This is a genomic window from Hydrogenophaga sp. UC242_50, from assembly GCF_042697355.1.
Lineage (GTDB): Bacteria > Pseudomonadota > Gammaproteobacteria > Burkholderiales > Burkholderiaceae_C > Hydrogenophaga.
The window spans coordinates 5,227,232-5,250,495 of sequence record NZ_CP170553.1 but is presented as its reverse complement, the minus strand read 5'-3'; the positions used below and the strand labels follow the sequence as shown (position 1 = coordinate 5,250,495).

Here is a 23,264-nt window from a genome sequence, read left to right as displayed (position 1 = left end):
CGATCAAATCCGGTGCCGCACGCCCGAGGGCGAGCTGGCCAGCCGGTTCAACACCGCATTGGCGATCTGGTTGAGCGGCAGCACCTCGTGCGCCGCGCCGTGCTGGATGGCCATGCGCGGCATGCCGAACACCACGCAGCTGGCCTCGTCCTGCACGTAGTTGTAGCTGCCGGCGTCCTTCATCTCGCGCATCGCGGCGGCGCCGTCGCCCCCCATGCCGGTGAGCATGATGCCCAGGGCGTTGGGGCCGAGCACGCGCGCGGCCGACTTGAACAGCACCTCCACCGAAGGGCGGTGGCGGTTCACGGGTTCGGTGTCTTCCAGCACGGCCACGTAGTTGGAGCCGCTGCGGTCGATGCGCAGGTGGCGGCCACCCGGGGCGATGTAGGCGTGGCCGGGCAGGATGCGCTCGCCGTCGCGCGCTTCGGCCACGCGGATGCGGCACAGCGTGTTGAGGCGGTTGGCAAAACTGGTGGTGAAACCCGGCGGCATGTGCTGGGTGATCACGATGCCCGGTGCGTCGGCCGGCATGGGCACCAGCACCTCGCGGATGGCCTCGGTGCCGCCGGTGGACGAACCGATGCAGATGATCTTTTCGGTGGACAGGCGCGGCAGCGGCGCGCGCGGCGGCTCGGCGGCGTGGCCGGCAGCGGTGGGCGTGGCCTGGGCGGTTCCCGGGGCGGCGGCCAGGCGCTTCACATGGGCCTTGGCGGCCACGCGGATCTTGTCGACGATGTCGCCGGCCAGTTCGTTCAGGCCGCTGCTCACGCCGATGCGCGGCTTCGCCGACGAAATCGACCGCGCCCATCTCCAGCGCGCGCAGCGTGATCTCGGCTCCCTGCTCGGTCAGGGTGGAGACCATCACCACCGGCATCGGGCGCAGGCGCATCAGCCGCGAGAGGAACTCCAGGCCGTCCATGCGCGGCATTTCCACGTCGAGCGTGATCACGTCGGGGTTGAGTTCGCGGATCATCTCGCGCGCCACCAGCGGGTCGCTGGCCGCGCCGATGCAGGCCATGTCGGGCTGGCGGTTGATGATTTCGGTGAGCAGGCTGCGCACCAGGGCCGAGTCGTCGACCACGATGACCTTGATTTTTGCCATGTTGTTTTCTCCCTTAGAACAGATCCACCGAGCCGCCGGCCGTGGCCTTGGCCACGACGGCCGCGCTGCCCTTGCGTTCCTGGGTCTCGATGGTTTCGGGGTGCGAGTGCGCCAGGCGCTTGACCATGGCCTTGCCCGTAGCCGGGAAGTAACACACCTTGCGCGGGTAGATGTCGAGCACGTCCTTGGAGACCACGGCGATGCGCTCGGTCTGCAGGTAGTCGAGCACGAAGGCGGTGTTGCGCTCACCCACGTTCATGGTGGTGAAGGTGTGCATCACCTGCCCGCCGCCGAATACCTTGGCCTGCATGCTCTCGCGCCGGGCGCCGAGCTTGATCATCTCGTTGATCAGCAGTTCCATCGCGTAGGAGCCGTAGCGCCCGCTCGAATCGTTGCCGCCGTCGGGCAGCATGAAGTGGTTCATGCCGCCCACGCGCACGCGCGGGTCCCAGATGCAGGCGGCGATGCAGGAGCCCAGCACCGTCATCACCACCAGGTCGTCGGCGGTCACGTAGTACTCGCCCGGCAGGACCTTCACCGCGTCGTGCTTGAAGTGGTGGTCCTGGTAGAAGAAGCTGGCCTCGCCCGGCTTGGTGGGGCGCCCTCTGAGGGCGTCCAGCCGGGATGTCGTGCCCGCGGACGGGCGCGTCGCGCACGGCGTCAAATGCGCTCATACACGGTCTTTCCGCGCAGGGCGAAGAGGTTGCGGGCGTCGCTGAAGTTCTCCGCGTGGCCCACGAACAGCATGCCGCCGGGCTTCATCACGCGGTGGATGCGCTCGAGCACGGCGCGCTGCGTGGCGGCGTCGAAGTAGATCATCACGTTGCGGCAGAACACCACGTCGAAGGGTTCGCGGAACGGCAGGTTCTCGATCAGGTTGACGCTCAGGAATTCCATGTGCTTCTGCAGCTCGGGCTTCACGCGCATCAGGCCGGCGTTGCCCGCCTTGCCGCGCATGAAGAAGCGCTGCAGGCGCTCGGGGCTCAGGCCCTTGACGCCGTCGGCCTTGTAGATGCCGCGCTGCGCGGTGGCGCAGCACCTTGGTGTCGATGTCGCTGTTGACGATCTGGAATGAGCCTGAAGCCCCCAGCGCCTCGGTGGCCGTCATGGCGATGGAGTAGGGCTCCTCGCCGGTGGAGGCGGCCGAGCACCAGATGCGCCAGGCCTGCGTGCGTTTGGCGGCCAGCAGGTCGTTCAGGATGCCGAAGTGGTGCGATTCGCGAAAGAACGCGGTGAGGTTGGTGGTCAGCGCGTTGATGAACTCCTGCCACTCGGCGCCGTCGTGCTGCTCCAGCCAGTCAAGGTAGGTCTTGAAACTGTCGTGACCGGTCTCGCGCAGGCGGCGCGAGACGCGGCTGTAGACCATGGCGTGTTTGCCGTCGTGCAGGCTGATGCCGGCCTTCTTGTAGATCAGGGCCTTGATGCGCGTGAAGTCGTCGTTGGACCAGACGAATTCTCGGCCTTCGGTCAGGGGGCCGTCTTCGGGTGCGGGCGCGCTCGCCCGGCCCGTGGGCAAGGGGGAGCGCTTCGGGGGCGTGGTCTGCAGCAGCATGGGGTCCTGACTGAGGAAAAGCGGGGGGCGCCAGGCAGCGGGGCGAAAGGACTCAGGTCAGTGGCGTGAGCGGCGCACCAGGCCGGAGGTGTCCAGGATCAGCGCGACCTTGCCGTCGCCCAGGATGGTGGCGCCCGAGACGTTGGGCACCTTGCGGTAGTTGGACTCCAGGTTCTTGATCACCACCTGTTGCTGGCCCAGCAGTTCGTCGACCATCAGCGCCACGCGCGAGCCTTCGGCCTCCACCACCACCATGATGGGGCTGGTGCCGTTGAACTCGAAACGCGGCACCTGGAACACGCGCTCGAGTTCGACCACGGGCATGTATTCGTCGCGCACCTTCACCACCTGGGCGCCCTGCGCCATGGTGTTGATGTCGCTCGGCTTGATCTGGAAAGACTCGATCACGTTGGACAGCGGCAGGATGTACACCTCGTCGCTCACGCGCACCGACATGCCGTCCATGATGGCCAGCGTGAGCGGCAGGCGCACCGAGACGCGCATGCCGAAGCCTTCGGCCGAATCGATCTCCACCGTGCCGTTGAGCGCGGCGATGTTCTTCTTGACCACGTCCATCCCCACACCTCGGCCGGACACGTCGGTTACTTCCTCGGCGGTGGAGAAACCGGGCGCGAAGATCAGGTTCCAGACCTCGGTGTCGGTCAGCGTGTCGGGTGCGTCGATGCCCTTCTCGCGCGCCTTGCGCAGCAGCTTCTCGCGCGAGAGGCCCTTGCCGTCGTCGCGCACCTCGATCAGGATCGAGCCGCCTTCGTGCGTGGCCGACAGCGTGATCGTGCCGTTTTCGCTCTTGCCCTTGGCGCGGCGCTCCTCCGGCATCTCGATGCCGTGGTCGCAGCTGTTGCGGATCAGGTGGGTCAGCGGGTCGGTGATCTTCTCCACCAGGCCCTTGTCGAGTTCGGTCGATTCGCCCTGCGTGACCAGCTCGACCTTCTTGCCCAGCTTGGTGGCGAGGTCGCGCAGCATGCGCGGGAAGCGGTTGAACACCACGGACATGGGGATCATGCGGATCGACATCACCGCTTCCTGCAGGTCGCGGGTGTTGCGGTCCAGGTCGGCCAGGCCGGCCAGCAGGGGCTGGTTGTCCTTGTCGTCGAGTTCGCGGCTCTTCTGCGCGAGCATGGCCTGGGTGATGACGAGTTCGCCCACCAGGTTGATGAGCTGGTCCACCTTGCTCACCGAGACGCGCAGCGTGCTCGATTCGAGGCCGGCACCGGCGGCGGCGCGGGCCTCCACCTTGGGGGTGGCCTTCGGGGTGGCACCCTCGGCGGTGGCGGCGGCGCGCACCGGCACGCCGGGAGCGCCTTCGAAGAAGCCGTAGTCGCGGCCTTCGGTGGTCGGGTTCGGGTGGCCGGTGCCCATGGGCTCGCCGTCTTCGCCGATGGTGATGTTCGGTGCGGCCGGTTGGGCCTGTTGCTCGACGATGCGGATGTCGTCCTTGCCCACGTGGAAGGTGAACAGGTCCATCAGGTCGCTGTCGCTGGCCGAGGTGCGGGCGCGCCAGACGCGGCGCGTGCTCAGGTCGCAGGGCAGGGCCTCGACCGTGCCCAGGCCCGGAATGTCGCGGAACAGCTCGGCGATGCCGTCGGCCGAGGCCGGGTTCTCCAGCGGGCCGATGTGGATTTCCAGCTCGCGCTCGACCTTGGCGGCCTTGCGTGCGGGGGCCGGCGCCGGGGCGGCCACGGGAGCGGGCGCCGCGACCACCACGGGGGCCGGCGCGGGGGCTTCTTCTTCGACTTCGGCGTCCTCGCCGTGGGCCAGCACGCTGATGCGCGCGACCAAGTCGGCCGTGGCGGGGGGCTCGACGCCCCGGCCCTGGTGGGCGCCCAGCAGGCCGCGCAGCGCGTCGGAGGATTCCAGCAGCACGTCCACCATGGCGGCCGTGGGCGTCAGTTCATGGCGGCGCAGCTTGTCCAGCAGCGACTCCATCTGGTGCGTGAGTTCGGCCACGTCGGCAAAGCCGAAGGTGGCGGCACCGCCCTTGATCGAGTGCGCGCAGCGGAAGATGGCGTTGAGCTCCTCGTCGTCGGCCTTCTCCAGGTCGAGCGCGAGCAGCATCTGCTCCATCTGGTCGAGGTTCTCGCCGGCTTCTTCGAAAAAGATCGAATAGAACTGGCTCAGATCGATGTCGTTACCGAGGTTCTGGCCTTCGTTCATCATTTCACCCATCGGGGTTCTCCTTGGCCGCTTCTTGGGCAGCGCGTTTCAATCAGCGGATGACTTTCTGGATCACTTCGATCAGGCGGCCCGGATCGAAAGGCTTGACCAACCACCCGGTGGCACCGGCCGCGCGGCCGAGCTGCTTCATCTGGTCGCTGGACTCGGTGGTCAGGATCAGGATGGGCACGGACTTGAACTTGGGGTGCTCACGCAGCTTGCGCGTGAGGCCCAGCCCGTCCATGTTGGGCATGTTCTGGTCGGTCAGCACCAGGTCGATGCTGTGCGTCTGGGCTTTTTCCCAGGCGTCCTGACCGTCCACGGCCTCGACCACGTGGTAGCCCGCCCCGGTGAGGGTGAAGGACACCATTTTTCGCATGGACGCCGAGTCGTCTACGGCAAGAATCGATCGCATGGCTTACTCCGTTTGGAATCAAATATCGGCAATTGGGGCAAAGGCTTGAATCGGCCTGTGCTCAGAACAAGTCGATGGACCCGGCGTCCATCTCGCTTTGGGTCACCGGGCTGGGGCGCTCGGGCATGGGGTCGATGTCCATCGGCACCTCGCCTTCCTCGGGCTCCATGGTCTGGTCGGCCAGGCGCCAGGCGCAGCTCTGCAGCACCTTGCCGGTGTGCACGATCAGCTGGGTGGCATGTCGTGGAACTGCAATTCGGTCACGGCCTGGTGCAGGCTCTGGCGGATCGGGCCGAACTCCTCGCCCCGTTCGGCGCTGAGGTGGCCCAGGGCCTGGTTGGCCGAACCAAAACGCTCCAGCAGGTTGCTGGTGGCGTGGTCGAGCAGGCCTTCGAGCCGCTGCAGGTCCGTCATGGCCATGAGCAGCGAATCCTGGAGGTCGGCCACCAGATTCACGGGCAGGGAGACAGACGGCGGGGTCTGCTGCATCGTCGGTAGTTCCATGGTGGGTGGTGAGGCGCTCGGCTACTGGGGTGGGTATTACAATTTTCGACAGCTGTCCGACCCTGTATCGACAGATAACGGGCCGAATTCAGCACCAATTTCCGCGTTGCCGGCCCAGCCCTGGGTGCAAAGTGGCATTCATCCCCCGAGAACACCAGAATGAGCGGACCGTCTCCAACCCCGGACAAGCGCTTTGTCCGCATCCTTCACCTGGAGGATTCGCGGGTGGACCACGCGCTCGTGAAATTCGCCCTGCAGCGCAGCCAGCTCGCCAGCGAGGTGGTGCTGGTGGACACGCTGGAGGACTTCCGCCGCGAGCTGCAGAGCGCCCACTACGACATCGTGCTGGCCGACTACCACCTGCCCGGCTTCACCGGCATGGACGCCTGGGACGAGGTGCGGGCGATGAAGCTGGAGATCCCGTTCGTCATCCTCTCCGGTGCCATTGGTGAAACGGCGGCGGTCGACGTGATGCACCGGGGCGTGAGCGATTACCTGCTCAAGGACAGCATGCACCGCCTGTCGCACGTGATCGAGCGCGCCATCGAGATCAGCGAAACCCGCCGCGCCAAGGCCGCGGCCGACGCCGAACTGGCCGAATCGCGCCGCCGCCTGGCCGAACTGGCCGAGCACCTGCAGACCAGCATCGAACAGGAACGCGCCGACATCGCGCGCGAGATCCACGACGACATCGGCGGCGCGCTCGCCGCCGTCAAGCTCGACCTGGCCTGGGTCGGCCGGCACGTGGAGCAGGGCGACGTGCAGCGCCACCTGGGCTCGGCCATGGAGATGCTGCAGCACGCCCTGGGCGCGAGCCAGCGCATCATGATGAACCTGCGCCCGCCCATCCTCGACCAGGGCCTGGTCGCCGCCGTGCTCTGGCTGGCCTCGGGCTTCGAGCGGCGCACCGGCCTGCGGGTGGTGGTGCGGCGCTCGTCCGAGACGCTGGACGTGCCGCGCGAATTCCAGCTGGTGGCCTACCGCACCGCGCAGGAGGCCATGACCAACGTGCAGAAGCACGCCGAGGCCAGCTCGGTCGACATCGACCTGAGCGACCGCGAAGGCGTGCTCACCCTCGAAGTGACCGACAACGGCAAGGGCCTGGACGCCCAGGCCCTGCGCAAGGCCAAGTCCTTCGGCCTGCTGGGCCTGCGCGAGCGTGCCGTCAAGGTGGGCGGCTGGCTCGACGTGAGTTCCTCGCCCCGCGGCACCTCGGTCATTCTGTCGATACCCTTGCAGACTTCCAGCAACCCGGACAATGCGGCGCAGGCCGACGAGGAACCCCATGATCAAGGTGATTTTGTGTGACGACCACGCCATGGTGCGGCGCGGCATCCGCGACACCATTTCGGAAGCCACCGACATCCAGGTGGTCGGCGAGGCCGGCAGCTACCCCGAACTGCGCGACCTGATGCGCAAGGTCGAGTGCGACGTGCTCGTGCTCGATCTGAACATGCCCGGGCGCGGTGGCCTGGAGGTGCTGGGCACGCTCAAGGAAGAGGGCTCCACCGTCAAGACCCTGGTGGTCTCCATGTACCCGGAAGACCAGTACGCCATCCGCTGCCTGCGCGCGGGCGCGCGCGGCTACCTGAACAAGGCCGGCGAGCCGGCCGAGCTGGTGGCCGCCATCCGCACCGTGATGCAGGGCCGCAAGTACGTGACGCCCGACGTGGCGCAGATGCTGGTGGACACGCTCAACGCCCCCGAAAGCGAGGAGCTGCACGCCAGCCTGTCCGAGCGCGAACTGCAGACCCTGCAGAAGATCGCCTCGGGCAAGAAGCTCTCGGACATCGCCGAAGAACTCATGCTCAGCCCCAAGACCGTGAGCGTGTACCGCGCGCGCGTGCTGGAAAAGCTGCACCTGGCGAACAACGCCGAACTCACCGTCTACGCGATCCGCAACGGCATCGTGTAGCCCGCCCGCCATGTTCGCCCCAGCTGCTCGACCGCCCTCGACCCTGCCGGGCTGGCGGTGGCTGGCGGGCCTGGGGCTGCTCGTGGCCTTGCTGGTTGGTGCGACCCCGGCACGCGCGGAATCGTTGCGCTGCGCCGGCGGCATCGCGGCCGAAGGCGATTCGAAACTCTCGCTGATGGCCAAGTGCGGCCAACCCGTGCTGACCGACACCTACTGCGCGCCGCTCTACCAGAACCCCCACTACTACCCGGTGCCCGAACCCTACGCCAGCCGCATCCTGCCCTGCCAGGTCACCGAGGAATGGCTGTACGACCGGGGCCCCGGCAACCTGTTCGCCACGGTGCGCCTGCGCTCGGGCGTGGTGCTCTCCATTACCTACGGCCACACGCCGCGCTCAGTCGCTGCCTTCCCCTGTCTGCCTGGTGATCCGTCGCTTCCTCGCAACGCGATGAGGGGTTGCTGCGTCCGACCCACAGGAGGCTGGTGCAAGGGGCTTGCCATGAGGTGCGGTTTTGGTGGATTGAGTGGTCGGATTTTTGGAGCAGGACGCGGTGTCTTCCAGGTGGCAAGGCTTGGAGGAAAGTCAATCCAGTGAAGTCCGACCTTGGATGAATCGTTGAGGGTGGCCGAGCATGCGTCGCCATCTCAACGAGAACATTCAGGAGGACTGCCATGACCCCATCGACCCCCCGGCGTGGGCTGACGATCCGAAGCGCGGCGATTCCCGAGGTGAACGGTGTTCCCTTGCTGGAGCCCCTGAAGCTCGAAGGCGAGGAGGGCCTCAACACGCTGTTCGAGTACCGGCTGGTGCTGCAGAGCGCGGAAGGCGGTGGTGGGAATCATCTCGACCTCAACCGCTTCATCGGCCGAGAGCTGACCTGCTGCCTCGAACTCGAAGGCCAGGGCAGCTTCGTGCCCGGGGTGCCCGGGGGCGCCGGGGCCAACCAGGGCGCAGGGGTGCGGGAGATCTCGGGCCTGATCACCGAAGCCCGGTACATCGGCGAGTCCGGGCGCCACGCCTTGGTGGAGTTCACCCTTCGGCCCTGGCTGCACCTGGCCACGCTGAGCACCGACTGCAAGGTCTTCCAGGACCAGAGCCCGGTGGAGATCATCGAGGCGGTGCTGGGGGAGTACCCGTTCGCGGCGGACAAGCGCCTGATCGAGCGCTACCCGCGGCGCGACTACACGGTGCAGTACAACGAGAGCGACTACGAATTCGTCAGCCGCCTGATGCAGGAATGGGGCATCAACCACCACTTCGAGCACAGCGCCGGGGTGCACCGGCTGATCTGGAGCGACCACAACGGCGCGTTCCAGGCGGTGCAGCCCGGGCTGGAGCCCGGAGCCAGCCCCTACCACCGCATCCCGTATTACCCGCTGGGCCACAAGATCGACCGGGAGTACATCCACGGCTTCAGCCCGGTGCAGCGCCTGACCAGCGGGCGCTACGCCAGCCGGGACTTCGACTACACGCGCCCCGGGGCGCTGCTCGAGGTCAACGCCCAGGGGCCCAGGCAGACCGGGCACGCGAACCAGGAGGTGTACCTGTGGCGAGGAGATCGAGCCGCCGCGCACGGCCAACCCGGGATCACCGGCAGCGACCACAGCCAGCCCAACGCGGGGGCGCAGAAGGAGGCGAACCAGACCGAGGCGCAGGGGGCCCACCTGGCGCGGCTGAGGCAGCAGGCGCTGCGCCAGGGCGGGCAGCGGGCGCGGGGCCTGGGCCACGTGCGCGGCATCGTGCCCGGCTGCAGCTTCCACCTCACGGGCCACCCGCACGAGAGCGCCAACACCGAATACCTCACCCTGCAGACCCACCTGCTGATCGAGAACGTGGGGGAGGACACGCAGCGCGGGGCGTTCAGCCCGGTCATCCCCCAGGCGCTGACGCCCGCCCAGCGCCTGAGCGGGCAGTGGCGCGTGCAGGTCGGCTTCGAGGTGCAGCCCAGCACCGAGGCGCTCAGGCCCGAGGCGAGCCAGCGCAAGCCGCGCACGGGAGGCCCCGAGAGCGCGCTGGTGGTGGGTCCGGAAGATCAGACGGCCGAATCCCACCTGCACACCGATGCCCTGGGGCGCATCAAGGTCCAGTTCCCCTGGGACCGGTACGGGCAACTGTTCAAAGGACTCTTCATGCGCAACACCACTCCCGAGACCGCCACCATGAAGTGGCACGTCACGTTCTGTAGCTACGGCATCGACATCGAGCCACGAGGCCAGAGCGATGTGACCACCTTGACGGGTGACAACTGGATGAAGGATGCCGAGGGCCAGACCGTGGCCAGGTTCTACACCGGCTTCGGCGCAGCCTGGGGCGCGGGCAGCAGGGGCATGAGCGCCATCAGCGAAAGCGGCGCACGCCTGCCCAAGATACTGCGATTGAAGTACTACGACTATCTCGAAGACCGCTTCTACCAGCTCGATGCCGAGTTGCCGCTGCGCCGCATCTTCGATCTGTTCATCCAGTTGTCGCCCATCGTCGCCAAGAACGTAACCTACGGTAAGGTCAGGCCGCGCTATGACGACGTGCGCATTGGCGTGGCGCCCGACGGCCACGTGATGCTCTGGGCCGCCGGCCTGGGCAGTCAGGTGGAGTTGGCGAAGTACCGTGCCGTGGTGCTGCACGGCATCACCCGCAAGAGCTACAACGCCAGCCTGCCAGGGGGCACATTCACGCTCACCGAGAGCGAAGACCGCCGCCTGATGCTGGACCGGCTCAAGCCAGAGACCATCGCGCGCATCGACGCCGGCTGGCGTCCCGACGCCATGTGGTACATGCGGCACATCCGCGTGAAGTTCCCGTGGCGGCACGCGATGACGGGCAATGTGTCGCGCGTGACCGAGCTGGAGAGTTACCAGGGCAACGCCGAAGCCGAGACGGTGGGCCAGTGGGAGATGGCGACCTACACCCAGATCCACCGCATGCGCGGCATTCCTGACACGGCCAAGTTCTGGTTCCACGATCTGCAAGGCAAGCGGCACCATTTGTGGTTGAGCTTCTCCCTGCGCGAGCGGGCGGTGAGCGAATCCGACCTGAGCGAAGTGCGAGCGGCGTTCGACGAGCTGTTCCCGAAGCGCACGCTGGAGGACAACGACTACCTGCCGGGCGATGCGGACATGGCTCGGGTGGAAGTGAACGTGAACGAGGACTTCAGCCGCGTCACGGCCTGGCTGGTCAAGGGCGATGTGCGCCTGCCACTGCCGGTGGGCAAGACCCAGCGCTTCGAGCTGGAGCCGTTTACCCATTGGCCGGGCGTCAAGACCGAAGAGATCACGCCCGAGGAGCGGCAGTTGTTCCAGTACGGGCCGCAGACTTAATGGTTGCCCGCGGAGCACCAGTCGATGAATCTGGCCGCCATGGACACGGTCGAAAAGGCAGGGCACTCAACCTGACAGGCGCCCAGGACGCAGGGCTGCGGAATAATGGGCCATGTCCACATCCATCTGGAGCCCGCTTCGCCAACCCGCTTTCCGGGGGCTCTGGATCTGCGGCGCGGTGTTCTTCATCGGCAGTGGCATGCAGACCATGGCCGCCGCCTGGCTCATGGTCGAGCTCACCGGCTCCTCCTTCTTGGCCGCGCTGGTGCAGACGGCGGTGTTCCTGCCCATGTTCCTGCTGGCGTTGCCCGCCGGGGTGCTGGCCGACACCACCGACCGCCGCCGCCTGATCTCGGGCGCGCTGATCGCCCAGGTGGGCGCGAGCGTGCTGCTGGCCGGGCTGGTGCTGGCGGGCTGGGGTGGGCCCGCCTCGGTGCTGTTCCTGGTTTTCGTCTGCGGCTGCTGCACGGCGGTGCTCACGCCGGCCTGGAATTCCTCGGTGGTCGACCCGGTGCCGCGCCCCGAGTGGCCGCAGGCCATCACCGCCATCGGCATCGCCTACAACGCCGCGCGCGCCATCGGCCCCACGCTGGCCGGCCTGCTGTTCGCGCGCCTGGGCGCGGGCTGGGTGTTCGTGGTCACGGTGTTCACCACGGTGGTGATGTGGGAGTCGATCCGCCGCTGGCCGCCGCGCGCGCACCCGCCGTCCAGCCTGCCGGCCGAGCGCCTGTGGGGTGGCACGCTCAGTGGCCTGCGTTTCGCCTGGCACTCGCGCATCATCCTGGCGCAGCTGGTGCGGGTGATGGCGTTCAGCGCGGCCGGCTCGGCGCTCTGGGCCCTGCTGCCCGTGATCGCGCAGCGCCAGCTGGGCACCGGCGCCGAAGGCTTCGGCCTGCTCATGGGCTGCCTGGGCACCGGGGCGGTGGCTTCGGGCCTGGTCATCGGCCGGCTGCGCGCGCGTTTCTCGCTCGACGCCATCGTGGCCGTGGCCTGCGTGGTGTTCGCCGCCGTGATGCTGGTGGCTGCCTGGGTGCGTGTGCCGGCGGTGGTGTACGTGGCGCATGGCGTTCGGCGGCGCGGCCTGGATGGCCACCATGTCCACCTTCAACACCGCCACCCAGGCCAGCGCGCCGCCCTGGGTGCGCTCGCGCGCGGTGGCGCTGCACATCGTCTCCGCGCTCGGTGCGTTCGCCATCGGTTCGGCCTTCTGGGGCGCGGTGTCCGACATCGCGGGCCTCACCGCCGCGCTCGCCGCGGCCGGCGTGCTCATGGCCGCGGGCCTGCTGCTGGCGCGCCCCTTCCCCTTGCGCGTGGGCGCGGACCACGAAGTGACCCAGGGCACGCCGTGGGACGAGCTCTTCGTGGAGGCCGAGCCCAGCCCCGAGTCCGGACCGATCGCGGTGGAGGTGGGCTACCGCATCCGCCCCGGTGTGGACGAGGCCTTTCTCGACACCATCGCCCAGATGAAGGCGCCGCGCCGCCGCGACGGCGCCACGTTCTGGCGCGTCTACAAGGACCTGGGTGAACCCTCGCGTTATGTGGAGCGCTTCATCGTCACCTCCTGGGCCGATTACCTGCACCAGCGCGCGCGCGCCACCGTGGCCGACCGCGCGATCGAGACCGAGGTGCGCGCCTTCCTGGCCGAGGGCGAGAGCGCGCGCATGTCGCACTACATCGCCGAACGTTGATCCGGCGCCCCACCGAAAGGCACACCATGAAGTTCCCACACCTCGCCTGCATGGCCGCGATCGCCGTCGCCCTGGCCGCCTGCCAGGACCGCACGCCCGCAGCCGCGCCAGCGGCCGGCGCGAGTGCCCCGGCCGCGCCGGCACCTGCGCCCACACCTGCTGCGCCCGCTCCGGCCACCGATGCCTGGCTGGGCCAATGGAACGGGCCTGAAGGCACCTACCTCCAGCTCGCGGGCAGCGGTTGCGCAGTACGAGGTGACCATCCGCAACCTCGACGGCCCCCGCACGTTCCCGGGCAAGGCGGCGGGTGATGCGCGCATCGAGTTCGAGCGCGACGGCGTGAAGGAATCCTTGCGCGCCACCGACGGCGCCGAGACCGGGATGAAGTGGCTCAGCGAGAAGAAGAACTGCCTGACGGTTCGAGCGGGCGAGGGCTACTGCCGGGATTCCTGAGCCGCTGCGTGAAGAAGGCCAGGATCTCGTCGCGCGCCGCGAGGGTGGGCTGGCCGGCCTCATCGATCAGGTGCGCCGTCACCACGCTGTGCGGGCTGTTCACCACCTGCTCGAAGAACGGGGGCAGGGCCGTCCGGTTGGCGGCGCTGTCGGGCAGCACCCGCGCCACGAAGCGCGGGCCCAGCGCGGCTTCGTAGGCCTTGAAGCGCTCGGCCTTGCAGAACTTGTCGCCCGCGAAGCGGTAGGCCATCACCGTGAGGTCCTCGCGCTCCAGGCGCGAGCGCACCTCGGCCAGGTCCTCGGGCCCGATCTCCAGGCTGGCCGGGTCGTCCAGCGGCAGCGAAGGCTGCGACAGCACGGGCGCCAGCATCGACGGCTCCAGCATCATCGTGAGCGCGAAATTGCCGGTGAAGCACATGCCGATGGCGCCCACGCCTGGGCCGCCGCAAGCCTCGTGCGCGTGCCGGGCCAGCAGCCTCAGCCAGCGCGTCACCGGGCTGGCTTGGTTGGGCCCCTTGCGGTTGGCGAACGCGCGGAACTCCGCGCTCACACAGGCGCGCTGCATCACGGCCATGCCCGCTTCGGCCTCGGGCACCGCGCCGTCCACCCCGAACAGCGACGGCATGTAAACCGTGAAACCCGCGTCGCGCACCCAGCGCGCGAAGCGGGCCACGTGCGGGCTGATGCCCGGCATCTCGGTCATGACGATCACCGCCGGCCCATGGCCGGCCACATGCACGCGCTTGGTGACGCCATCCAGCATGATCTCGCGCGCCTCGAAATCGTCGAGGGCGTCGTGTTCGGTCAGATTCGGGTGAGGCATGTCCTGGCTCTCTGGAGATGGAAGGGCCTTGATTGCACCAAGGCCGGCGCTACACTGCCAGTGTCTGTTTCGACATCTTTCAAGCCATTCCTGCCATGCGTGATTTCACCGTTCTCGTGCTGCCCGGGGCCTGGGGGAGTGGGGTGGCCGTCACGCTGGACGTGTTGAGCGCGGCGGCGGCCATCGCGCCCCGGCTCGCCTTGCCGCAGCCCACCTGGCGCGTGTGCTCGCCCGACGGTGGCCCGGTGGCGCTCGGCCACGGCCTGCAATTGCAGACGCACGCCCTGCCGGCCCGAGCGGGTCGCGACAGCTCGACCTGGATCGTGCCTGGCCTGGGGGTGGACCAGGCCTCGGCGCTGGCCGACCGCCTGGCGCTCGACGACGCGCGGGCCGCCAGCGAGGGCCTGCGGCGGCACGCGGCGCGGGGCGGCGAGGTGGCCGCGTCCTGTTCCGCTGTGTTCCTGCTGCAGGCGGCGGGTCTGCTGGATGGCCGGCGGGCCACCACCTCGTGGTGGCTGGCGCCGCGCCTGCAAGGCCTGGCACCCCTGTGCCGCGTGGACGCGGACCGCATGGTCTGCGCCGACGGCCCCATCACCACGGCCGGTGCCGCGCTGGCGCAGACCGACCTCATGCTCCACCTGCTGCGCACCCGCTTCGGCCCGGCGCTGGCGGACGCGGTGAGCCGCGTGCTGCTCATCGACGGCCGCCAGGCGCAGGCGCCCTTCGTGCTGCCCGCCATGCAGTCCAACGGCAACGAGCTGATCGGCCGCCTGACGCAACACATCGAATCCGCCTTGCCCCACCCGCCTGACGTGGCGGCGCTGGCCGAGGCCTTCGCCATGTCGCCGCGCACCCTGGCGCGGCACGTCAAAGCCGCCACCGGCCGGGGCACGCTGGCGCTCGTGCAGAGCGTGCGGCTCAACCGCGCGCGCATGCTGATCGAGCGCAGCCGCCTGACGATCGAGCAGGTGGCGGCCCAGGTGGGCTACGAAGACGCGACCGCCCTGCGGCGCCTCATGCGAAAGTCGGCCGGGGCCTCGCCCAGCCGCTTCCGTTCGGGCCCGCATTGAACTCCCCCACACCCCCAATGCCACCTCACATCACGCATGCACATCCGCCGCCTCACTCCTCAAGACGCGAGCCCGTTTCGCGCGTTGCGCCTGTCCGCCTTGCACGAGGAACCCACCGCGTTTGGTTCCAGCCATGAGGAAGAGGTGGTTTTCCCTCCCGAAACGACGGCGGCCCGCCTCGCGGTGCATCCCGACCAGGGCGCGTTCGGCGCCTTCGAGGGAGACCGGCTGATCGGCATCGTGACGCTGCGGCGCGAAGACAAGCGCAAGCTGCGGCACAAGGGGATGATCTATGGCCTGTACGTGGCGCCCGAGGCGCGGGGCAAGGGCGTGGGCCGTGGATTGCTCGTGCAGGCGCTCGCGCTGGCCGGGTCGGTGCCCGAACTGCTTCAGGTGAACCTGAGCGTCAATGCCGGCAACATGGCCGCCATCGCCTTGTACGAATCCCTGGGCTTCCAGACCTTCGGCCGTGAACCCGCCGCTCTGCGGATCGACGGGGTGTTGCACGACGAACTGCACATGTTCTGGCGTCCCGCCCACTGAGAGGGCGGCAGGGGTTTCATGCCGGGGAGGCCGGTGGCGCGTTGGCCATCACCAGCAGCACCATGGCCGGCCGGTTGCTCTCGTTGATGAGCTGGCGCGCCTCGCCCGGGGCGAAGCGGCAGGAGTCGAGGGCGCGCAGCGTGGCGCGCTGCGGCACGCCGTCCACCGCGCCCACCAGGGTGACCTCGCCCTCGACGACGAAGTAGAGCTTTTCGATCGGCGACGGGTCCAGCGTGGTGTGGCCGTCGGGCAGCAGCTGGCTCATGCCCATCCACATCTGGGTGGAAGGGCCGGCCTCCTTGCCCTGCAGGCGCAGGCAGCGCATGTCGACGTGGTTGGGCGCCTCGTAGGTGGGCGCCTCGTCGAAGCGGGTGACGTGCATGGCGGCGGCTCCTCGCGGGTGGGCGTTCAGGGGCGCAGCACGACCCGGTCCGTGCTGCCACCGAGCACGGCGCGGTAGGCCTCGGCCGCATCGGCCAGGTCGTAGGCGCGGGCGATGGGGAAGGGCTTGAGCGTGCCGCGTTCGAAGCCTTCGCGCATGGCGTCGAGCTGGGCGGTGGAGGTGGCGCAGTCCATGGCGAGCGAGTCGATGCCCACGTAGGTGTGCATGCCCCGGTAGAACGCGAAGATGTCGAAGGGCACGGCACGGTCGTGCGTGGCGATGAAGATCTGCGTCGCGCCCTTGGCCATGGCCTTGTTGGCGGCGTCGAAGTAGGCGCTGCCCACGGTGTTGAACACGGTGTCGGCGCCGCGCCCCTGGGTGAGGTCGCGGGCGGTGGCGGCCACGTCAACCGCCGTCGCATCGATCACGTCCACCGGTGCGCAGCTGAAGCCGGCGAACGGGCCGGGGCCACGCTGCACGGCGATCACGCGCGCGCCGGCCTGCGTGGCGCAGCTGCACCGCGGCCTGACCGACCTTGCCGTTGGCGCCCATCACCATCACGGTCTGGCCGGCGCGGGGCATGCCGCTGCGGCGAAAGCCCTCGTAGGCGGTGACGAAGGGCACGCCGACCGCGCCCGCCTCTTCCATCGAGAGGTTGGCCGGCATGGCGCGCAGCGCGGCCAGCGGCAGTTCGAGGTAACGCGCGTGCGAGCCGTCGCGCGTGATGCCGACATCACCGCCCGAGCCATAGACCTGGCGGCCGATCCATTCGGTGGGGCCTTCGACCACGGTGCCCGCGAAGTCGCGGCCCGGGGTGCGCGGCCACACGGCCTGCGGCATGATGCCCAGGCTGGCCTTGGCGTCGCTGGGGTTGACGGCCGCCGCGCCCACGCGCACCAGCGCGTGGCCCGGCGCGGGCACGCGCTGGGGACTGTCCACCAGCATCAGGCGCAGGGTGTCGATGCTGTCGGCCTTCTGCAGCAGGCGCAGGGCCTGGCCGGTGCCGGTGGATGGGCGTGGTGGCGCGATGCCGGTGTCTTCGTGGATGCGTGCGGTCAAGAGGGTTCTCCCTTTCCTTATCGTGGGGGCAGGCCGAGCATCGCGCGCGCCTCGCGCGCGCTGGCAATGCTGCCGCCCATGCTTTGAATGATGTCCCGCGCGCGGGCGACGAGCTGGGCGTTGCTCTCGGCGAGCACGCCCTTGTCGAGGTAGATGTTGTCTTCCATGCCCACGCGCACGTGCCCGCCCGCGAGCCAGGCCTGGGCGACGATGGGGAACTCCATGCGGCCAATGCCGAAGGCCGTCCAGACCGCGCCGGGCGGCAGCATGTCGCGCGCGTAGAGCACGGTGGCGGGCGAGGGCGCGAAGCCGTACTTCACGCCGAGCACGAAGGTCCACATGCCGGGGCCTTCCAGGCTGCCGTCGGCGATCAGGTCGAGCGCGAGATGGATGTCGCCCGAGTCGAAGATCTCCAGCTCGGGCTTGACGCCGGCGGCGCGGATGGTGGCGGCCATGCGGCGCACGTTGCGCGGCGTGTTGATGACCACGTCCGGCCCCGAGTTCATGGTGTTGAAGTCGAGCGAGCACACGTCGGGCTTGATCAGCGCGATGTGCTCCACCCGCTGGTCCGGCGGCAGCAGCGTGGTGCCAGGCGCGAACACCTTGGGGTCGTCCTCGCTCGGCACGAAGCGCCCGCCCGGGCCGGTGGTGAGGTTGATGATGAGTTCGCGGTTCTCGCGCCGGATGCGGTCCACCACCTCGCGGTAGAGCTCCACCTCCATCGACGGCTTGCCGGTGTGGGGGTCGCGCACGTGGATGTGCACCTGGCCGGCACCGGCCTCGGCGGCGGCCAGGCATTCGCGGGCGATCTGCTCGGGCGTGACGGGCAGGTGCGGCGTCTGCTCGGGTTTGACCAGGTTGCCCGTGACGGCGCAGGTGATCAGGGTCTTCTGGGACAGCGGGTTGAAGAGGCTCATGGGCGCGGGGCTGGGATTCAGAGGTGGCGGCCGCCATCGACCACGATGCGCGTGCCGGTGACGAAGCGCAGGGTGGTGGCGAGGGCCTCGATGGTCGCGGCCACGTCGTCCGGCTGGCCGACGCGGCCCAGCGGCGTGGTGGCGGCGGTCTTGGTGTTGAACTCCGCGCCCCGGCCCGGCACGAAGGTGGACTCCACCGCGCCGGGCGAGACGGAGACCACGCGCACCGCGGGCGCCAGCGCCTTGGCCAGCGCGTCGCCCACCACGTCCAGGCCGGCCTTGGCCGCCACATAGGCGAGGTTGCTGCCCACGCCGGTGAAGCCCGCGATGGACGAGACGTTGACGATCAGGCCGTCGCCGCTGGCCTTGAGCAGCGGCGCGAAGGCGCGGATGGTGGCGAACACGCCGCGGAAGTTGGCCTGCATCAGCCGGTCGATCAGCCCGTCGTCGAGCGCGTCGAGGTCGGCGGCGGGCACGGGCTTGGTGAAGCCGGCGCTGTTGACGAGGATGTCGCAGCGCTGCCATTGCCGCGCCACCTGCTCGGCGGCGGCCTGGAGCGAGGCGCTGTCGACGATGTCGGCGCGCACCGCGCCATGCGCCTGCGCGCCGGGCAGGCTGGCGGCCCGCTCGGCGGCGGCCGCGCCGTCGCCCCGGTGCAGCAGCACGCAGGCGGCACCGAGCGCGGCCAGGCGGCGCGCCGTGGCCAGGCCGATGGCGCCGGTGCCGCCGGCAATGACGGCCACCTTGCCGTCGAGTCGTGTCTGGGGTTCAAAAGCCATGGGTACTTGGAGGGAAGGTCAGGGAATCGGGGCCTTGGGGAACACGGTCTCGCCGGGCTCCAGCGTGAAGTCCTGCTGCAGCCGGGCCTGGGCGCCATCGGCATCGAGCTCGAAGCGGCCCACCAGGGAGCGCGTGACGCCGAACACCGGGTCGCTGTCGAGGTTCTCGTCGGTGTCGGCGAACACCTGGGACACGCGCACCTTGAAGCCCGGCTGGCTGATCATGAAGTGCAGATGGGCCGGGCGGTTGGGGTGGCGCCGCTGGGCGCGCAGCAGTTCACCGCAGGGGCCGTCGGTGGGCACCGGGTAGCCCGCGGGCACCACGCTGCGCAGGAAGTAGGCACCCTGTGCGTCGGTGGTGAAGCGCCCGCGCAGGTTCATGTCGGGCTGGCTGTCGTCCTGGTTTTCGTACAGGCCCACGGGCGAGGCCTGCCACACGTCCACCACCGCGCCGGCCACCGGCCGGCCCTGCGGGTCGCGCACCGTGCCACGCACCTCCAGCGGCACGCCGGGGGTGCCGGCGCGCGCGATGGATTCACCGGGCTCGCACAGCGGCGCGCGCTCACGCCAGAAGGGGCCGAGCAGCGCGGCGGGCGATTCGCCGCCGGCACTGCCCGGGTTGTTGAGCAGGGCCACCAGGGTGGACACGCCCAGCAGGTCGGCCGCCAGCACCACCTCGTTCTTCTTCGGGCCGGTGGCCTGGCCGATGCCGACCAGGAAACCGATCGCGCGCTCGAATTCGGCTTCGGTCAGGCGCACTTCCTGCGCGAAGGCATGCAGGTGGCGCGTCAACGCGGCCATCACTTCGCGCAGGCGGGGGTCGGGCGTGCGCTCCATGGCGGCCAGCGCCACGGCCAACACGGACTCGGGGGTGGAGATCAGGTTCACGGCGGTTTCTCGGAAAGCGGGAAAGGCGGGTTTTTTTTGCAAACGTTTGCTTATTGTCGCTCCCCAAAGTGGGGCGAGGCATAGGGTTTGCACCAAATTATCTCTGTTGAGGTTTTGAAAGAATCCCGCCAGAATGATGGCAAACGTTTGCATGAAAACCTTCAAAGTGACCGAAACCCCCCGTTCCCCCTCCGCCACGGAGCCCGCCGGCCCCGTCACCATCCGCGACGTCGCCCGGGCCGCCGGCGTGCACCTGTCCACCGTCTCGCGCGCGCTCGATCCGCGCCGGCGCGCCGCCGTCAGCGCCGAGGTGCTCGAGGCCGTCGAACAGGCCGCGCGCCGCCTGGGTTACCGGCCCAACCGCGCGGCCTCGGCCCTGCGCACCGGCCGCACCCACACCATCGGCGTGCTGGTGCCCGACATCACCAACCCGGTGTTCCCGCCCATCCTGCAAGGCATCGAAGCCTGCGCGGCCGCGCGCGGCTGGTTCGTGATGGTGGCGAACGTGGCCGCCAGCGCGCTGGCCCGGCCCACGGTCGAGCGCATGCTGGCCCAGCAGGTCGACGGCATCGTGCTCGCCATCGCCTCGCGCGAAGACCCGCTGGTGGACTTCATCGTCGGCGCCGGCCTGCACGCCGTCATGGTCAACCGCGCCGACGAGTCCGGGCGCCTGCCCTCGGTGGTGAGCGACGACCGGCTGGCCATGAAGCTCGCGGTGGACCACGTGGTGCGCACCGGTTGCGAGCGCATCGCCCACCTGGCCGGCCCGCAGAGCCTGCCCACCGGCCTGGGCCGGCTGCAGGGCTTCGAACAGGCGCTGCGCGACCGCGGCCTGCGCAGCGCGGGCGTGGTGGCCTGCGAGTCCTACAGCCGCGAGGCTGGCCGCCTGGCCATGACCCAGCTGCTCGCGCAGAGCGCGAAGCCGCCCGAGGCCGTGGTCTGCTCGAACGACCTGGTGGCGCTGGGCGCCTACGACGCGCTGCAGGCCGCCGGCCTGCGCGTGCCGACCGACGTGGCCGTCACCGGCCACAACGACATGCCGCTGGTCGACATGGTCAACCCCTCGCTCACCACCATCCGGCTGCCGCACCGCGAGCTTGGCTGGCGCGCCGCGCAGCTGCTGTTCGACGGGCTGGACGGGCGGCAGATGTCGCCTGCCACCGTCGTGCTGCGGCCCGAGCTGGTCGTGCGCAACTCCACCCGCCCCGTCCCGCCGACGGATTCCCCGGCCTGATTCCTTTCCCACTCCCCACGAACCCCATGACCCGCCTTCTCATCAAGAACACCTGCATTCTTTCCATGGACCCGCCGTGGGCGACTTCGACGACGCCGACATCCTGATCGAGAACGACAGGATCGTGGCCGTCGGCCCCAACCTGCAGGCCGATGGCGCCGAAGTCGTCGACGGCAAGGGCCGCATCGTCACGCCCGGCATGGTCAACGCGCACATCCACACCTGGGAATTCCAGCTGCGCGGCATCGGCTCCGACTGGGTCGGCAGCCGCGACTACCACGCCAACATGCACCAGAACCTCGCCACCAAATACGGTGTGCGCGACGTCTACCTGGGCAACCTGCTGGGCTCGCTGAACCAGCTGCGCAACGGCACCACCACCATCGTCGACTGGTGCCACATCCTGCGTGACGCGGAGATGACCGACGTGGCCATCGACGCGCTGGAAGAGTCCGGCATCCGCGCCGTGTTCGCGCGCGGCACGGTGAAACCGCCCGAGCGCCCGGGCGAGGTGCCGTACCACAAGAAGCCTTTCCCGCGCGAAGAGATCCACCGCCTGCGCACCGGGCGCCTCTCGAGCGACGACCGCCTGGTCACCCTGGCCATGGCCATCCTCGGGCCCGACTGGGGCGAGTACGACGTGGCCGCGCACGACATCCGCCTGGCGCGCGAGTACGGCCTCATCAACTCCGCCCACACCTACGGCCGCAAGGGCAAGCGCGTGGTGGAGGACGGTTACCCGCGCCTGGCGAAGGAAGGCCTGCTCGGGCCCGACCACAACATCGGCCACGGCAACTGCTTCGACGACGAGGAACTCAAGATCGTGCTCGACGCGGGCTGCACCATCACCGCCACCAACCTCACCGAGATGCTGAACTACGAGCAACCCGCCATGCTGGGGCGCCTCGTCAAGCACGGCGCCATGCCCTCGATCGGCACCGACTGCGACCCCTACTTCAACAGCTCGATGCTCTCGGTGATGCGCCACGCCTTCCTGCACCAGCGCGAACTGGACAACCGCAGCCTGTGGCACGAAGGCAAGTGGCCCGCGAAGACGCAGCACTCCACGCTCACGCGCGACGCCCTCTACTGGGCCACCATGGGCGGCGCCAAGGCCTTCGGCCTGGACAAGAAGACCGGGTCCATCACGCCGGGCAAGCAGGCCGATCTCATCATGTTCGACGCGCGCGGCATGAACATCTTCCCCGCGCTGCCCGGTGGCAACCCGGCGCACATCGTGGTGATGTACGCGGAAACCTCGGACATCGAAAACGTTCTGGTGGCGGGCCAGTTCGCCAAGCGCGGCGGCAAGCTCACCTTCGACGAAGCGAAGCTGCAGAAGCTCAACGAAGAGCTCATGGCCTCGCGCATGCGCATGTTCGGGGAGGGCAACTACCAATCACGGCCCGTCGAGCGCGGACCCCAACCGGAGAGGTTCTTCTTATGAAACGCCACACTTTCACCGCCGCACTGCTCACCTGGGCAACGCTGGGCCTCTTCGGCGCCGCGGCGCACGCCCAGGGCAACGCGCCCGCCTGGCCCACCAAGCCGGTGCGCATCATCCACGGCTTCACCTCGGGTGGGCCGGTGGACAACCTCGCGCGCCTGATCGCCGCGCAGTTCGCCGAGAAATTCGGCCAGCAGGCCGTGGTGGAAGGCAAGCCCGGCGCCGGGGGCACCATCGGCGCCAACTACGTGGCCAAGGCCGAGCCCGATGGCTACACGCTGTTCCTCATGGCCTCGGGCCACTCCGCCGCGCCGGGGCTCTACAAATCGCTGCCGTTCGACCCGGTGAACGACTTCACCATGGTCTCCATGGTGGCGCGCAGCCCGTTCGCCATCATCGCCAACCCCAACGCCTCGTTCAAGACGGTGCAGGAACTGGTGCAGCAGGCCAAGGCCCAGCCCGGCAAGATCGACTACGGCACCGGCGGGCAGGGCAGCGGTATGCACCTGGCGGCCGTGCTCTTCCAGTCGCGCGCGGACGTGAAGCTCACCCACGTGCCCTACAAGGGCGGCAGCGCGCCGGCGCTGGCCGTGATCGCGGGCGAAGTGCCGTTGCTTTTCACCTCGCTGGCGGGCATGGCGGCCCACATCGAGAACGGCAAGGTCAAGCCGCTCGCGGTCACCTCGAAGAACCGCTTCGCGCTGTTCCCCAACATCCCCAGCGTGGCCGAGACCCTGCTGCCCGACTTCGACGTGAGCGCCTGGTACGCGCTGGCTGGCCCCAAGGGCCTGCCACCGGCCATCGTCGCGCAGCTCAACGAGATGGTGCAGAGCACGCTGGCGCGCCCCAACATCGTTGAAACCCTCCGCCTCCAGGCCTCCGACGCCTGGGCCACCTCGCCCCGCGAGGCGCAGGCCTTCCTGCGCACCGACGTGGCGCGCTGGACCAAGGTCATCAAGGACGAAAAGATCGAAGTGCAGAACTGAACCCCACCCGCCGCAAG

Annotated in this window: 19 protein-coding genes and 5 pseudogenes; 12 read left to right on the top strand and 12 right to left on the bottom strand. The window is 69.1% G+C overall.

The window, feature by feature from the left end; genetic code table 11:
• Positions 1-3: 3 nt before the first annotated feature.
• The 6 genes and pseudogenes from ACFJGX_RS26800 to ACFJGX_RS26775 all read right to left on the bottom strand — a co-directional run bounded on the left by ACFJGX_RS26800 (position 4) and on the right by ACFJGX_RS26775 (position 5,748).
• Positions 4-1,102, bottom strand: a pseudogene (locus ACFJGX_RS26800) (chemotaxis response regulator protein-glutamate methylesterase).
• Positions 1,103-1,115: 13 nt separating this feature from the next.
• Complete coding sequence (gene cheD, locus ACFJGX_RS26795; protein ID WP_382325873.1) at positions 1,116-1,721, bottom strand: chemoreceptor glutamine deamidase CheD; 606 nt, start codon at positions 1,719-1,721, stop codon at positions 1,116-1,118.
• Between the two features lie 41 nt (positions 1,722-1,762).
• Positions 1,763-2,654: pseudogene (locus ACFJGX_RS26790) on the bottom strand (CheR family methyltransferase).
• Between the two features lie 57 nt (positions 2,655-2,711).
• Positions 2,712-4,841 carry a chemotaxis protein CheA gene (locus ACFJGX_RS26785; RefSeq protein ID WP_382323214.1) on the bottom strand — a complete coding sequence of 710 codons (2,130 nt, stop codon included), beginning with the start codon at positions 4,839-4,841 and terminating at the stop codon, positions 2,712-2,714.
• A gap of 40 nt (positions 4,842-4,881) precedes the next feature.
• Positions 4,882-5,244 carry a response regulator gene (locus ACFJGX_RS26780; RefSeq protein ID WP_291113599.1) on the bottom strand — a complete coding sequence of 121 codons (363 nt, stop codon included), beginning with the start codon at positions 5,242-5,244 and terminating at the stop codon, positions 4,882-4,884.
• Positions 5,245-5,305: 61 nt separating this feature from the next.
• Positions 5,306-5,748: pseudogene (locus tag ACFJGX_RS26775) on the bottom strand (hypothetical protein).
• 159 nt (positions 5,749-5,907) lie between these two features.
• Between ACFJGX_RS26775 and ACFJGX_RS26770 the strand changes: the two are divergent.
• The 7 genes and pseudogenes from ACFJGX_RS26770 (at position 5,908) to ACFJGX_RS26740 (ending at position 12,977) form a co-directional block, all read left to right on the top strand.
• The gene (locus tag ACFJGX_RS26770; protein WP_382161883.1) at positions 5,908-7,056 is read left to right on the top strand and encodes a response regulator; all 1,149 of its coding nucleotides are present in this window, start codon (positions 5,908-5,910) and stop codon (positions 7,054-7,056) included.
• Positions 7,034-7,663 (top strand): response regulator, encoded by a 630-nt coding sequence (locus ACFJGX_RS26765; RefSeq protein ID WP_382161880.1) that lies wholly within the window; start codon positions 7,034-7,036, stop codon positions 7,661-7,663. The genes ACFJGX_RS26770 and ACFJGX_RS26765 overlap by 23 nt, the downstream gene beginning before the upstream one ends.
• A gap of 82 nt (positions 7,664-7,745) precedes the next feature.
• Positions 7,746-8,258 carry a DUF2845 domain-containing protein gene (locus ACFJGX_RS26760; protein WP_382327423.1) on the top strand — a complete coding sequence of 171 codons (513 nt, stop codon included), beginning with the start codon at positions 7,746-7,748 and terminating at the stop codon, positions 8,256-8,258.
• A 77-nt stretch (positions 8,259-8,335) separates the two neighbouring features.
• Positions 8,336-10,978, top strand: a complete 2,643-nt coding sequence (gene tssI / locus ACFJGX_RS26755) for a type VI secretion system tip protein TssI/VgrG (protein WP_382323217.1) — start codon at positions 8,336-8,338, stop codon at positions 10,976-10,978.
• Between the two features lie 112 nt (positions 10,979-11,090).
• Positions 11,091-11,969: pseudogene (locus tag ACFJGX_RS26750) on the top strand (MFS transporter); the annotation flags it as partial.
• Between the two features lie 70 nt (positions 11,970-12,039).
• Positions 12,040-12,666: an MFS transporter gene (locus ACFJGX_RS26745; protein WP_382327421.1), complete on the top strand. Its 627-nt coding sequence runs from the start codon at positions 12,040-12,042 to the stop codon at positions 12,664-12,666.
• Between the two features lie 26 nt (positions 12,667-12,692).
• On the top strand, positions 12,693-12,977 hold the full coding sequence (locus ACFJGX_RS26740) for a hypothetical protein (protein ID WP_382327419.1): 285 nt from the start codon (positions 12,693-12,695) through the stop codon (positions 12,975-12,977).
• 80 nt (positions 12,978-13,057) lie between these two features.
• Here ACFJGX_RS26740 and ACFJGX_RS26735 read toward each other — a convergent pair whose 3' ends face one another.
• Positions 13,058-13,942, bottom strand: a complete 885-nt coding sequence (locus ACFJGX_RS26735; protein ID WP_382323220.1) for a dienelactone hydrolase family protein — start codon at positions 13,940-13,942, stop codon at positions 13,058-13,060.
• Positions 13,943-14,037: 95 nt separating this feature from the next.
• Here ACFJGX_RS26735 and ACFJGX_RS26730 point away from each other — a divergent pair, with 95 nt between their 5' ends.
• Both ACFJGX_RS26730 and ACFJGX_RS26725 read left to right on the top strand, forming a co-directional pair.
• On the top strand, positions 14,038-15,012 hold the full coding sequence (locus ACFJGX_RS26730; RefSeq protein WP_382323221.1) for a GlxA family transcriptional regulator: 975 nt from the start codon (positions 14,038-14,040) through the stop codon (positions 15,010-15,012).
• A gap of 36 nt (positions 15,013-15,048) precedes the next feature.
• Positions 15,049-15,555 carry a GNAT family N-acetyltransferase gene (locus tag ACFJGX_RS26725; protein WP_382323222.1) on the top strand — a complete coding sequence of 169 codons (507 nt, stop codon included), beginning with the start codon at positions 15,049-15,051 and terminating at the stop codon, positions 15,553-15,555.
• A gap of 16 nt (positions 15,556-15,571) precedes the next feature.
• On the opposite strand, the gene ACFJGX_RS26720 is transcribed toward ACFJGX_RS26725, so the two are convergent.
• From ACFJGX_RS26720 to ACFJGX_RS26700, 5 genes and pseudogenes are all read right to left on the bottom strand, one after another.
• Complete coding sequence (locus tag ACFJGX_RS26720) at positions 15,572-15,937, bottom strand: cupin domain-containing protein (RefSeq protein ID WP_382161853.1); 366 nt, start codon at positions 15,935-15,937, stop codon at positions 15,572-15,574.
• 26 nt (positions 15,938-15,963) lie between these two features.
• A pseudogene (locus ACFJGX_RS26715) lies at positions 15,964-16,882 on the bottom strand (zinc-binding alcohol dehydrogenase family protein).
• A 131-nt stretch (positions 16,883-17,013) separates the two neighbouring features.
• Complete coding sequence (locus ACFJGX_RS26710; protein ID WP_382323223.1) at positions 17,014-17,913, bottom strand: 3-keto-5-aminohexanoate cleavage protein; 900 nt, start codon at positions 17,911-17,913, stop codon at positions 17,014-17,016.
• A gap of 17 nt (positions 17,914-17,930) precedes the next feature.
• Positions 17,931-18,692: an SDR family NAD(P)-dependent oxidoreductase gene (locus tag ACFJGX_RS26705; protein ID WP_382323224.1), complete on the bottom strand. Its 762-nt coding sequence runs from the start codon at positions 18,690-18,692 to the stop codon at positions 17,931-17,933.
• An 18-nt stretch (positions 18,693-18,710) separates the two neighbouring features.
• Positions 18,711-19,529, bottom strand: a complete 819-nt coding sequence (locus tag ACFJGX_RS26700; RefSeq protein WP_382325875.1) for a dioxygenase — start codon at positions 19,527-19,529, stop codon at positions 18,711-18,713.
• A gap of 202 nt (positions 19,530-19,731) precedes the next feature.
• Between ACFJGX_RS26700 and ACFJGX_RS26695 the strand changes: the two genes are divergently transcribed.
• The 3 genes from ACFJGX_RS26695 (at position 19,732) to ACFJGX_RS26685 (ending at position 23,247) form a co-directional block, all read left to right on the top strand.
• Complete coding sequence (locus ACFJGX_RS26695; RefSeq protein WP_382323225.1) at positions 19,732-20,814, top strand: LacI family DNA-binding transcriptional regulator; 1,083 nt, start codon at positions 19,732-19,734, stop codon at positions 20,812-20,814.
• Positions 20,815-20,890: 76 nt separating this feature from the next.
• Positions 20,891-22,261, top strand: coding sequence for an amidohydrolase family protein (locus ACFJGX_RS26690; RefSeq protein WP_382327417.1), 1,371 nt, complete (start codon positions 20,891-20,893; stop codon positions 22,259-22,261).
• A complete protein-coding gene (locus tag ACFJGX_RS26685) occupies positions 22,258-23,247 on the top strand; it encodes a tripartite tricarboxylate transporter substrate binding protein (RefSeq protein ID WP_382327415.1) in 990 nt (329 codons plus the stop codon). The genes ACFJGX_RS26690 and ACFJGX_RS26685 overlap by 4 nt, the downstream gene beginning before the upstream one ends.
• The last annotated feature ends 17 nt before the right edge of the window (positions 23,248-23,264 follow it).